Origin of the sequence: Pseudomonas sp. Q12-87 (genome assembly GCF_001269755.1) — a bacterium.
GTDB lineage: Bacteria > Pseudomonadota > Gammaproteobacteria > Pseudomonadales > Pseudomonadaceae > Aquipseudomonas > Aquipseudomonas fluorescens_S.
On sequence record NZ_LHVI01000016.1, the window covers coordinates 53,935 to 66,566 of the forward strand.

A 12,632-nucleotide genomic window follows, 5' to 3' on the forward strand; every position below is an offset into this window, starting at 1 on the left:
AAAAAGCAGGGCCGCTTCGCGCCCCAGCGGGAGCAAGCTCCCTCGCCACATAGCCACATAGCCACATAGCCACAAAGCCAACAGCGGTCAGGCAGCAACCGGTGGCGGCAGGGTCGCCACCAGGCGGATCGAGGCGGTCAGTTCTTCAAGCTGGAAGTGTGGCCGCAGGAATACCGTCGCCTTGTAGGCCCCCGGCTTGCCGGCCACCTCGGTCACGTCGACCCGGGCTTCGCGCAACGGGTATTGCGCCTTGATCTCTTGGGGGGCGTTGTCGTTGATCAGCACGTAATCGGCGATCCAGTTGTTGAGGTAGGTCTGCACGTTGTCGCGGGTCATGAAGCTGCCGACCTTGTCGCGCATGATCACCTTCAAGTAATGGGCAAAGCGCGAGGCCGCGAGCACATAGGGCAACATCGCCGAGATCCGCGCATTGGCGTTGGCCTCGTTGGTGTTGTAGACCTTGGCCCTGTTGGTGGTCTGGCCGCCGAAGAACACCGCCACGTCGCTGTTTTTCTTGTGGCACAGGGCGATGAAACCCAGGTCGTTGAGTTCTTTCTCGCGGCGGTCGGTGATCGCCACTTCGGTCGGGCATTTGAGCGACAGGTCCCCGGAGCTGGTGCGGAAGGTATGGGCCGGCAGGCCCTCCACCGCGCCCCCGCCCTCGGCCCCGCGAATCGCCGCGCACCAGCCATATTTGGCGAAGGCTTCGGTGATGCGTTGCGACAGCGCCCACGCCGCGTTGCCCCATAGGTATTTGCTGTGGTCGGTGCCGTTGACGTCTTCGATGTAGTTGATGCCTTCCACCGGCAGCGTGTCCGGGCCGTAGGGCAGGCGCAGCAGGAAGTGCGGCAGCACCAGGGACACGTAGCGCGAGTCTTCGCTTTCACGGAAGGAACGCCACTTGATCAGTTCCTGGCTCTCGAAAATTTTCGACAGGTCCCGCGGCACCGCCAGTTCCGTGAAGCTGGTCATGTCGAACAGCCGTGGGCTGGCAGCGGCAATGAATGGCGCGTGCGCGGCGGCGGCGACGTTCGAAAGTTTTTCCAGCAGGCCGATGTCCTGCGGATGGCGGCCAAAGGTGTAGTCGCCCACCAGCAGGCTGAACGGGTGCCCGCCGAAGGTGCCGTATTCCTCTTCATAGATTTTCTTGAACAGCGCACTCTGGTCGAATTCGACGGCTTTCTCCAAGTCGTTCTGCAGCTCTTTCTGGGTGACGTTGAGCAGGCGCAACTTGAGTCGGGTGCTGGTCTCGGTGTTCTGCACCAGCAGGTGCAGGCCGCGCCAGGAGGCTTCGAGTTTTTGCAGGTCGGGGTGGTGCAACACTTCGTTGAGCTGGGCGCTGATCAGTTGGTCGATCTGGCTGATGCGGTCGTTGATCATCGCCACCGTATCCTTGTCGATGGCCATGCCTTCGTCGAGGACTTGGGTGGCAAATTCGGCCAGCATGTCGCGGGCGTAATCCTGCTGGCTGTCGTCGTGGGCCATGCGGCCTTCGGCGATGATCTTGTCCAGCAGGGACAGGGTCTGGGTCGTGCTCTCGCTGGTTTGAGCGCTGGATGAAGCAGGCATGGCTTTATCTCCCTTCAATGCTGAGCACGATCAGGCCTGTGGTTCGGCCGGGGCTGGGTCGTCGTTGGCGGCCACGGTCGGCAGCTCGGGCGCTACGTCCTGGGGCCGGGCCGACTTGATCTCTTGCAGGCCTTCGGTGTTGGCGATCACGTCGCGCAGCAGCTTGTCCAGGTCGTCGTTGCCGTCGAGTTTGGTCAGCAGGTCCCGCAGGCGCTGGCGGGCTTCGAACAAGCGGCGCAACGGCGTGACCTGTTCCACGACCTTGACCGGGTCGAAGTCATCGATGTGGCGGAAGTTGAGTTCGATGTTCAGCTTGCTGTCATCGCCGCTGAGGGTGTTGTTCACCTGCAGCGTGGCGCGTGGGGAGATGGAGGCGAGCACTTCGTTGAAGTTATCGCGGTCGATTTCCGTGAAGCGCCGCTCATTGAGCTTGGGCAGCGGCTCCAGTGGCTTGCCGGAGAGGTCGGCCAGAATGCCGACCACCAGTGGCAATTCTTTTTTCTCGATGGCGTTGCCGATTTCCACGTCGTAAGTGATCTGGACGCGGGGAGGGCGGACTCTGTCGAGCTTGTGCTGGGTACTTTCTGCCATGGCGGCCGACTCCGATGCATGTATGGAAGCAATGCATCGGGAGTCCCGCTCATCGCATTCCCTTGCTGATCCGCAGGTTGCAAATGGACGGCAGAAAACCTGTCATTCCCTTGACGAACCTGGTCCATTCGACCGTGTGGGTCGAACTACCCAAGACGCTAGAACAGGTCTATAAAAATGCAAGCGAAAACAATTTATGACCGCTGAGAAAAGGAAAATTCATTTTGCGTGTCTTTTTTTGCGGATTATTTCTGAGCCTGGCGCTCAGCGGTTGCTCGCTCTTTGCGCCCAGCGTCGATCTGGACAGCCTGACCCTGGACGTGGCGCCCCGCGCCAACGACGACACACCGATCGCCGTGGATTTTATCGCGGTGAACGACCCGGACCTGCTCAAACAACTGTCGGGCATCACCGCCAGCCAATGGTTCGCCGAGCGCGAACAGTTCCAGCGCGACTATCGTCAACTCATGTCCGTATGGGGATTGGAACTGGTCCCGGGGCAGTTCATCGACCGCCAACCCTTCCCGCTGGAGGGCAAGCGCGCCGCTGGACTTTTGGTCTTCGCCAGCTATAACACTCCCGGAGCCCACCGGCTTCGGTTGGACGATCAGCGCGAGGCCTGGCTGAAGTTCGACAGTCGCGAGATGACCCTCGTCGATGCCAGCCAGCCTTGAATGACCGCGGGCCGCCAAGCGCGGCGACATTGGGATGTCGAAGGGAGTCGTATGAGTCTGTTACCTGACGCGGTGTGCTGGCATGAGGGCATGCAATTGCTGCCCCAGCATTTTCAATTGCAAGGGCTGCGCGCGGAGGCCCTGGCGGCGCATTTTGCCGGTGCCTGCAATCCTTGGTTCTGGGGTGTCAGTCAACTGGAGGTCGACCCTTCGGCCCTGAGCGCCGGCCAGGTGCGGCTGTTGCAACTGCAGGGCACCTTGCCGGACGGACTGCCGGTCAATCTGCAAGCCGGCGTCGGACCGATCCTGGAGCTGGACGTCACCGAGGCGATCGACAAGACCGACGACGCCACCGTGACCGTGTACCTGGCCGTCAGCCCGCTCTGGCGCGCCGGGCAATTGCTGCCCCTCAAGGGACGCTTGCAATCGGTGGTCGGCGACGCGTTGCCGGACCTCACCAGCGGCGAATTCCCCGAGTCGATCACCGTCTGGCGGCCCAACCCCAGGCTGTGCACGCACCTGAGCAAAGCCGATTCGATCTGCCTGCCGCTGCTGCGCATCCGCAAAGAGGGTGGCGGATTCTGGCGTGTGCCGTACACGCCGCCGACGCCGGTGTTGTTGCCGGACTCAGGACTGGGGCGACGTGTCGCCGGGTTGTGCGCACGGGCCCGGGAAAAATGCCTGTTCCTCGCCGGTCGGTTGCGTCAGGCCCAGGCGGCCGGTAACCAGGACGATGCCATGGAGATCCGTCGGCAGTTGACCGCCTTGTGGGCGCGGCTGCCGGAGGTCGAGGGGGCGCTGAACACCCGGGTGGCGACGCCCCAGTCGCTCTATGGCTTGCTGCTGGGCCTGGCCGGGACGTGGTCGGCCCTCGATCCGCTGGCGGGCGTGCCGGCATTCGCGCCCCTGGATTTTCTCGAGTTGCAGCGTGGCTACGAGCCGCTGCTCGACTGGCTGGAGACCACCCTGGAACTGGTTCGCGCCGGTTATCGCAGCCTGGCCTTCGAGCGCGACGAGCAGGTTTTTTCGATCCAACTGCCCGACGACCAGCCCAACCAGCGCCTGGTGATCGGCCTGCGCATGCCCAACGGCGCCAGCGAGCAGTCGGCCGCAGAGTGGTTGCGCGGGGCGATCATCGCCTCCGCGAAGCACATCCCCTTGCTGAGTCGACAACGCATGAGCGGCCTGCCCCACGAGGCCATGAGCCGCAACGAACAGGTGGCCTACAGTGTGGGTGACGACACCCGTTTGTTCGTCGTAGCCGCCAGTGGGCAATGGTTCGATGGGCAATTGCCGTTGCACATCGTGGCCCCGGCGTCGGCCCAGGCCAGTAGCCCGTGGCAGGTGGTGTTGTTCGTGGCGCAAACCGGTGAAAGTGCCTGATCGCAGAAGGGGAGTCGTATGCCTGACGGAAGTGGCGGGGCGGTTCGGGGTCTGCATGAGGCGCCGCTGAGCAGCGCTTTTCGGCAGGCCTGGCTGAAGTGGTCCCAGGAATGGCAGGACTTGCCCAAGGACAGCGACGCTGCGGTACTGGTCAACCGGGTGGTGGAGTTTTCCGGGCGTAGCGCCCAGCGCCTGTGGCGGACCGCCTTTGCCACGGTTGGCGACGCCGCCACCGAGCAGGTCAAGGCGCTGGTTTATGCGTTTGTGGCATTGGTGGATGAAACCTTGCTGTTCGCCTCTTGGCCCGGCCAACTCGCCTGGCAGCAACACCCCCTCGAATCGCGCATGTATTCCAGTCGCCAGGCCGGCGAGCGAGTGCCCGCCGCCATCAAGAAACTGCTGGATGAACAGATGCCCGGTACCCGGGACCTGGCGAATGTCTACCTGCAATGCCTGATCCTCGGGTTCCAGGGCCGACTGCGCGGCGAGCCAGGGCAGGTGCAGCACGAGCAGTGGCGCGTTGCACTGTTCACGTTCGCCTGGCAGCACGATCCCGATTACCAAGACGTCAGCGAGCGCCTGGCCATGTCAGCGTCGGCCCCGCCGGTACGCAGGCCAGTGCAGCAATCGCTGCCGGACGGGTTTCGCCTGGGGCTGGCGATCCTGGCCATGGTGGTGCTGCTGACCGGTTTGGGGCAGGTGTTCTGGCGTGACATCCGCTCGGAACTGGAGCCGGTGTTGCAACTGAACGAGTCGGCGGCCCAGGAGCAGGATTCATGAACCTCGTCAGCATCGTTGCCTGGGTGGTAGTCGCCATCATCGTGGTGCTGTTACTCGCGGCCTTGATCTGGTGGCTCAGGACCCAGGGCGGAGCGGCGATTCGCAGTTTCTATGGCGCGGTGCACCACATGGAGCAGGAGCAGGGCACCCGGGACCGTTACCAGGCGCCGTGGTTGCTGATGCTCGGGCAAGATTCCGACAATGCCCAGTTGTGCGCCCAGTGGCGCTTGCAACCGACGGACAAGGCGGCGTGGTTCGGGCGTTGGTGGTCGGATGCCGAAGGCGCGGTGCTGGTAGTGCCCCAGGCGTTGTTCTTGCCCGATGAGGGCATGAACCGCCAGCGTGGCAACTGGTGGCGCCTGTTGGGCCTGATCTTGCGGCTGCGCAGCAAGCGGCCATTGGACGCGGTGGTCTGGACCGTTCCATTCGCCCTGCTCGAAGACATCGAGCACACCACCGATTTGAGCCTCAAGGTCCGGCGCTGCTTTATCGACTTGCTGCAACGGTTCGGCCTCAGCCTGCCGGTGTACGTGGTGGTTACCGGGATGGAGGCGTTGCCCGGCTTTCAGGAACTGGTCAGCGCGTTGCCCGCCGAGGGCCGCGAATCGATGCTTGGCTGGTCGTCGCCCTACGCGCCGGATGCGGCCTGGCAGTCGCACTGGAGCGATCAGGCGCTGGACCAGGTCAACGCCGCACTGTCGCAATCGATCATCGAAATCGGTGCGTTATCGGGGCAGTTGGGCACTGATCTCTATGGCCTGCCGGAACGTTTCGAAGGCTTGCGGCGGGCCGTTCAGCTCTTGCTGGAGCCGGTGTTCCAAGGCAACGCCCAAGGCGAAGCGCCGCGTTTTCGAGGCATTTATTTCACCGCCAGCCAGGCCCCGGCCGCCAGCGGGGATGGCTTGACTGCCAACGACAACATGCTGCGGCAAACGGTTTTCGCCCGGCAACTGTGGTCCCGGCGGCTGATAGCCGAACGTGGCCTGGCGCAGCCGGTGTCACGCCTGCTGCGACTGCGCCAGCGCTGGCATCGGCTGGCCGCAATGGTGGCGCTGGTGGTGGGCCTGGTCTGGCTGGCAAGCATGGTGTGGGTCTGGCAAGACTCGGTGGAACAAGCCGAAGGCCTGTCGCGACTCATCCTTGCGACCCACAAGAACCACCTCGTGATTGATGCGGATGAGCCGAAATTGGAGCCGACCCGGCACAACGTGCAGAATTACTGGGACATGCTGGAAAAGGCCCCAAGCTGGCGCTTCGTCTCGGTGGTGTTCCCCACGTCTTGGTTCTCCTCCGTGGACACTCAACTGCAAGAGGGCCTGCGCCTGACCGCCCGGCAACACTGGGTCCTGCCCCTGCGTGACTTGCTCGAATCAGACCTGGAACAGCTCAAGGCCATCCGCAATACCGAGCGGCGTGGCAACGTGCAAAGTGAAGACCCGGCGCAATGGCCAAGCTACTTGAAGGCCAGGGAACTGGTGGAGCGCGCCGTGCGCCTGGAGCAGCACAACCAGATGTTCAGCCAGGCAGTGAACAATCCCAAGGCACCGTTGGACGAGCTGGTGCTGTTGAGTGACAACGCCTTGTCGCTGAGCCTCAACACGGGCACGTTGAGCCGGGCGCGGTTCTATAATCGTGTGTTGTTCGATTCACAAAACTCTGATTTGAAAGCGCTGGACTTGAACGCTGCGCGTTCGGTGGTCTCGGATAACTTCACCGGCCTGATGCAGCGTTGGCTCGATCATTATTTCCTGGCGGATAACTTCGTGCGCCAGGCTGGCTACCTCAAGCTGCATCTGCAACGCCTGGAAGCGGGCAGCGGCAACTCCTTGAGCGAGCTTGAAGACCTGATGGCGTTGATCGACGATCTGCAGACGCTGGTCAGCCTGACCAACTCGGCCTGGGGACGAGGCAAGGGACAGGACCTGGTGCCCGGTTACGCGCAGATGATGGAAAAGGTCAGCCACAGCGCACTCCTGGGGCCGGATGTCGAGCAGGACCTGGAAAGCCAGGCGGCCAAGCTGCAGCAGAGCTTTCGGGACCAATGGATCGTCCAGACCGGTTCTCGGGACAACCTGCTGGTGCAGCAGGGCAGCGGCCTGCTGGTGCTGCAAGAGCATGTCACCGCGCTGAACGGCGCGGTGCAAGCCTTGTTCAAGCGAGACTTCGTGGCGCTGGCATTGCAGAAGGATCCGTCGAGCGGCAACTCGGATTCGATGGGCCAGGGCGATGGCAGCGATGATTTCAGCGTCGCCTTGAACTACTTCGCCAGCTTCAAGAGCTATGCCAATGAAGAACTGCCGCGTATCCCTCCGGACTACCGTGCTGCGCTGATGCAGGCCGCTGAAGTCGCTGCGGCGCAAGCCATGTGGTTGAGCCTGGCTGAAGGCGACGAGCAATTGCCCGGCATGGGTTTCAACGTACAGACCAGCCAGGCCGTTGCGCTGCAAAAAGCCTTCATGGACGTGCACCGTAGCGACTTGGCTATTCGTTTCCAACGCCTGCTCAACCGCCGTGCGCTGGCACAGATCAAGAGCGGCCTGAACGAGATCGATGCCCAGCCGCTGTTCAGCCAGCGGGCTGACGTCCAGCGGTGGGACGGTTCGAAAAACTTTGGCTTGCAACTCTATGGCGCGACGGATCCACAGGATCTGAAGTTGAGCTTGGATCAGCAGTTCGGCGCCATGCTGCAGATTGCCGAGCAGCGGATGCCGGCCCTGGAATGGCTGATCGTCCAGCAGGACAATCTGTCCGCCCTGGAGCATGACCAGGTGGCGCGATTCATGGCCCTCAACGATGAACTGCTCAAATACAAAAATCAGAACCCGGCCAGTTCGGCGGCCCAGCTGGAGCAACTGGTGAGCCGGGATTTCATCGCCATGGACACCACGTCCTGCGCGCAGATCCTGCAGACCTCCAGCCTCTCGGGCGGACGGGGTGACCTGGCGCGGCGCGCTGTCGCGTTGCAGCAGGGCGCCTTGCAACGGTGCCTGTACCTGCAACAGAACCAGGCCGCGACCGCCTGGAATGACCTGGCCAATTATTTCAACCAGTACCTGGCTGGGCGCTTTCCGTTTTCGCAGGATGTGCGGGCCATTGATGCCGATCCGGCCCGCGTGCAGCGCCTGCTGGAATTGATCGACACGCGTCTGCCTCTGGCCCAGGCCGGGTTGGCCCTGAGCCAGACGCCGGATCGGTTGGCGGCCGAAGATTTTCTCAACCGCTTGAAACAGGCCGGGACTTGGCTCGGGCCGCTGTTCGTGCGGGACAAGAGCGGCATTCTTGGCGTGGAAATGGACGTGCGCTGGCGCACCGACCGCGACGAAGAGCGCGGCGCCGACCAGGTGATCGCCTGGGGGCTGACCGCCGGCAACCAACAGATCAACTACCCCGGTGATGCCCAGCAGAACCTGCGCTGGATGGTCGGGCAGCCGGTGCGCCTGACCTTGCGCTGGGCCCGCAACGGTTATCAGCGCCCGGCCAACGACCCCTTGCAACCGAACCTGGTGGTGCGCGACCTGGAGGCGGGCTGGGAGTACCAGGGCCCATGGTCGTTGCTGCGCCTGATGCGCTCGCAGGTGTCGGTCCAGCGCCAGCCGAATATCGACTACACCGATTTTCCGCTGACCTTGCAACTGCCGGTGACGGCCCAGACCCAGGCCCGCACGGCGCAGCAAACATTGATGTTCGTACGCCTGTCGTTGATGAGCCAGGGCTCGAAGCTGCCGCTGTCGATCCCGCCGCTGCCGACCCGGGCACCCCGTTCACCGTTCATGGCAGGCCCATCGAGCCCGGCCATTGCCACACGCGAGGAGGGTCTGTGAGCTTGCCGATAACCCCGTTGCCTGATCGGGTCAGCCAGTTGCTCGAACCGCTGAGTACCGAATTGCCCTGCGGCCCGGACCTGCGCTACGAACCGGAATTCGACCAACTGCGCGAGTTGCGCCGCGAGGACGACACCAGCTTGCCCACCGGCGTCTGGCAGTCGGCAGTCAAGCGCGCCCAATGGCCGGAGCTGGAAAGGCTGGCCACCACGTTGTTGCTGGAGCGCAGCAAGGACCTGATGATCAGCGCCTGGCTGGGGGAGGCCTGGTTGCATCTGATAGGGCTGGACGGGCTGCCGAGCAGCTTGGCCTTGGTGGCGGGCCTGTGTGAGCGTTATCCCGACCAGTTGCACCCCCTGGCCGAAGAGGGCGACCAGTCCTGGCGGGTCATACCGCTGGAATGGCTGGCCCGTCGCTACAGCGAAGTACTGCTGACGCGGGTGCCGCTGTTCGACGGTCGGGAGCAGGCGTTCGCGGTCTTTTGCCTGGACGACTGGCAACGCCTGCAACGCCAGCAGGTACTGGGCAATGACAGCAAGAATGCCAAGGCTTCGGCGGAAGCCGCGCGCAACGACCAAAAGAAAATCAGCGAACTGATTCGTACCACACCGCTGTCGTTCTGGTTGCATCGTCAAGGCAGCCTGATGTTGGGCCTGCAACATTTGCAACGGCTCGAAGCCTGGAGCGACGCTTACCTGGGCAATCTGGCCCCGGGCTACAAATCCTTGCAGGATGTGATACAGGCCCTGCTGGCGCTGGTAGAGGAGTTCATTGCGATGCACCCACAGCAACCCACTGTCGCCCCAGTGCAAACGCCACCGGCCGTTGCGACGTCGACTCCGCAGCCGCAAGCGGCACCGCCCCAGGCTTTCCAGGAGCCGGCCAGCCGTGAAGAGGCCTATCGTCAATTGTTGGTGATCGCCGGCTACCTGGCCCGTACCGAGCCCCACAGCCCGGTGCCCTACCTGATCCGGCGAGGCGTGGACTGGGGCAACAAGCCATTGAACGAACTGCTGGGCGAGCTGATCAGCGCCGATGCCGAATCCCGGCGGTTGTGGACCTTGCTGGGCGTTCTCTAAGGCTGCGCGTCGGGTAGCGGTACCGGTGTCAGCACCGGCTTGCCGGAAAAAAACGCGTTCAGGTTCTGCCCCACCAACTCCACGGTACCGCGCGTCGCTTCCGGCGACAGGCCGGCCACGTGGGGCGTCAGCACGACATTGGGCAACTGTTTGAGCGCGTCTGGCACCTCGGGCTCGTGGTCGAACACATCCAGGGCCGCGCCGGCGATTCGCCGTTGTTCCAGAGCACTGACCAGGTCGGCGGTAGCCACCACGCTGGCCCGGGCGATGTTTACCAAAAAGCCGTTGGGCCCCAAGGCATCGAGGGCCTGTTTGTTGATCAGCTGGCGCGTATCCAGGCCACCGGGCGTGGCGATGATCAGGAAATCCGAGACCCGGGCCAGTTCCGTAGGCGTGGCGCAGAAGGTATAGGGCACGTCGTTGCGCACCCGGCGATTATGGTAGCTGACGCTCATGTCGAAACCGAGGGCGGCCCGCTTGGCAATCGCCATCCCCACCGCACCGAGGCCCAGCACCCCCAACCGCTTGCCGGCCAGGGAAGGGCGCATGACCTTCGCCCATTCGCCGCGGCGTACACAGGCGTCGGCCCGCGGGATATCGCGCACCAACGCCAGCAACAGCGCCATGGCATGGTCGGCCACCGAAGAAGCGTTGACCCCGGCACCGTTGGTCACCACGATCCCCCGGTCGCGCGCGGCTTGCAGGTCCACTTGCTCATAACCGGCACCGATCACACAGATGATTTTCAGGTTTGGAAGAGCGGCGATTTCCTCGGCAGTCAAACCCAGGGGACCACGGGTCAACACCGCGCTGAACCGCTCACCATGCTCGAAAATCGCTGTCTTGCGCTCGGCAGGCGTTGGCGCCAATTCCAGGTGATAGCCCTGGCGCTCCAGAATCGGCAGGTATTCATTGACGGTTTCAACCAGTACCAGAACGGTTGCGGTCATGCTGTGCTCCTGTGGGCGCTGGATCGGTTTCGGCTATTCAACCTGATTGTAGGAGTCGAGGGCAGGGGGGCTTGGCTTTTATCTTCATTTCGGCCCCGACATCACCTCTATGGGAGCGGGCTTGCTCGCGAATGCGCTGCGTCAGGCGACATCAATGGTGGCTGACCTACCGTTTTCGCGAGCAAGCCCGCTCCCACAGGACGGTGGTGATTCACTATAAAATAATCTGATCCGCACAACCGCTCCTCAGCTAAGTCTTTGCTTCTGCTCATGAATCCCGGACAATCGCGCCCCTGTTTCGGCCAGGGCGCTGCCTGTCGGGTTTTTCCGACTCGTCCCGGCCGGGTGCATGTGACCGGAACGCGGAGATCCGACCGGATGAATGATCAGGCCAATAGCGTTGAAGAGCGCTTTGAAACGATAGCCCCAGCCACCCTCAGCCAATGGAGCCGCCAGGACACCACTTGGATGTTGGGTCTGTTTGGCACCGCCATCGGTGCAGGTACGTTGTTTTTACCGATCAATGCGGGCCTGGGCGGATTTTGGCCGCTGCTGATCCTGGCGGTGCTGGCATTCCCCATGACGTTCTACGCTCATCGAGGCCTGACCCGCTTCGTGTTGTCCGGTCGAGACGGCGCGGACATCACCGAGGTGGTGGAAGAGCATTTCGGCCTCAAGGCCGGCGCGCTGATCACCTTGCTCTATTTCTTTGCGATTTTCCCGATCCTGCTGATCTACAGCGTGGCGTTGACCAACACGGTGGGCAGCTTCCTGGAGCACCAGCTGCATTTGCAGCCGCCACCGCGTGCCGTACTGTCCCTGGTGCTGATACTGGGCCTGCTGGCAGTGGTGCGTTGTGGCGAGCAGGCGATCGTCAAGGCCATGAGCCTGATGGTCTATCCGTTTATCGTTGCACTGCTGTTCCTGGCGGTGTTTCTGATCCCGCACTGGAACGGCGGCATCCTGGCCACGGCATCGACGCCGCCTGAAGCTTCGGCGTTGCTGCATACCTTGTGGCTGGCGATTCCGGTAATGGTGTTCTCGTTCAACCACTCGCCAATCATTTCGGCGTTTGCGGTGGACCAGAAGCGTCGCTACGGCGTCAATGCCGAGGAGCGCAGTTCGCAGATTCTGTCCCGTGCCCATGTATTGATGGTGGTGATGGTGCTGTTCTTCGTGTTCAGCTGCGTGCTGACCTTGTCTGCGGCGCAACTGGCCGAGGCCAAGGCGCAGAACTTGTCAATCCTGTCGTACCTGGCCAACCACTTCAGCAACCCGACCATTGCCTTTGCAGCGCCGCTGATCGCGTTCGTGGCGATCTCCAAATCCTTCCTCGGCCATTACATTGGCGCCAGCGAAGGTCTCAAGGGCTTGATCGCCAAGAGCGGACGTCGTCCAGCGCCCAAGACCCTGGATCGCCTGACGGCTGCGTTCATGTTGATGGTGTGCTGGATCGTCGCCACGCTCAACCCGAGCATCCTGGGCATGATCGAAACCCTGGGCGGCCCGGTCATCGCAGCGATCCTGTTCCTGATGCCGATGTACGCCATCCGCAAAGTCCCGGCCATGGCCCGCTATCGCGGCCAGGCCTCCAATGTTTTCGTGGCGCTGGTGGGGCTGGTGGCGATCACGGCACTGGTCTATTCCCTCCTGGCCTGATCGCCCCCTGTGGGAGCGGGCTTGCTCGCGAAATGGTGGGTCAGCCAAATGTTGATGTTGGATGTGCCGGCCCCTTCGCGAGCAAGCTCGCTCCCACATTGGTTTTGGGTGGTTGAAGAGTTTGCA

The 12,632-nt window shown here is 62.8% G+C and carries 9 protein-coding genes; 6 read left to right on the forward strand and 3 right to left on the reverse strand.

All coding sequences use genetic code 11. The features are described 5' to 3' along the window. Nucleotides 1-87: 87 nt before the first annotated feature. Both tssC and tssB read right to left on the reverse strand, forming a co-directional pair. The gene (tssC, locus tag AD663_RS10580; RefSeq protein WP_003180572.1) at nucleotides 88-1,569 is read right to left on the reverse strand and encodes a type VI secretion system contractile sheath large subunit; all 1,482 of its coding nucleotides are present in this window, start codon (nucleotides 1,567-1,569) and stop codon (nucleotides 88-90) included. Nucleotides 1,570-1,599: 30 nt separating this feature from the next. Continuing rightward, entirely contained in the window at nucleotides 1,600-2,160 is a 561-nt protein-coding gene (gene tssB, locus AD663_RS10585) for a type VI secretion system contractile sheath small subunit (RefSeq protein WP_003180574.1), read from the reverse strand. A gap of 224 nt (nucleotides 2,161-2,384) precedes the next feature. On the opposite strand from tssB, the gene AD663_RS10590 reads away from it, so the two are divergent. The 5 genes from AD663_RS10590 to tssA are packed head-to-tail and all read left to right on the forward strand — an operon-like array spanning nucleotide 2,385 to nucleotide 9,897. Continuing rightward, nucleotides 2,385-2,834 carry a hypothetical protein gene (locus AD663_RS10590; RefSeq protein WP_003180581.1) on the forward strand — a complete coding sequence of 150 codons (450 nt, stop codon included), beginning with the start codon at nucleotides 2,385-2,387 and terminating at the stop codon, nucleotides 2,832-2,834. A 51-nt stretch (nucleotides 2,835-2,885) separates the two neighbouring features. Next, nucleotides 2,886-4,217 (forward strand): type VI secretion system baseplate subunit TssK, encoded by a 1,332-nt coding sequence (tssK, locus tag AD663_RS10595; protein WP_003180582.1) that lies wholly within the window; start codon nucleotides 2,886-2,888, stop codon nucleotides 4,215-4,217. 18 nt (nucleotides 4,218-4,235) lie between these two features. After that, nucleotides 4,236-4,997 (forward strand): DotU family type IV/VI secretion system protein, encoded by a 762-nt coding sequence (locus tag AD663_RS10600; protein WP_003180584.1) that lies wholly within the window; start codon nucleotides 4,236-4,238, stop codon nucleotides 4,995-4,997. Next, on the forward strand, nucleotides 4,994-8,818 hold the full coding sequence (locus AD663_RS10605; RefSeq protein WP_053213678.1) for a type VI secretion protein IcmF/TssM N-terminal domain-containing protein: 3,825 nt from the start codon (nucleotides 4,994-4,996) through the stop codon (nucleotides 8,816-8,818). Before AD663_RS10600 ends, AD663_RS10605 begins: the two co-directional genes overlap by 4 nt. Further along, a complete protein-coding gene (gene tssA / locus AD663_RS10610) occupies nucleotides 8,815-9,897 on the forward strand; it encodes a type VI secretion system protein TssA (protein ID WP_053213679.1) in 1,083 nt (360 codons plus the stop codon). The genes AD663_RS10605 and tssA overlap by 4 nt, the downstream gene beginning before the upstream one ends. Here tssA and AD663_RS10615 read toward each other — a convergent pair. Further along, on the reverse strand, nucleotides 9,894-10,847 hold the full coding sequence (locus AD663_RS10615) for a 2-hydroxyacid dehydrogenase (protein ID WP_003180591.1): 954 nt from the start codon (nucleotides 10,845-10,847) through the stop codon (nucleotides 9,894-9,896). The genes tssA and AD663_RS10615 overlap by 4 nt on opposite strands. A 378-nt stretch (nucleotides 10,848-11,225) precedes the next feature. Between AD663_RS10615 and AD663_RS10620 the strand changes: the two genes are divergently transcribed. Beyond that, nucleotides 11,226-12,506, forward strand: coding sequence for a serine/threonine transporter (locus tag AD663_RS10620; protein ID WP_003180593.1), 1,281 nt, complete (start codon nucleotides 11,226-11,228; stop codon nucleotides 12,504-12,506). Nucleotides 12,507-12,632: the final 126 nt, after the last annotated feature.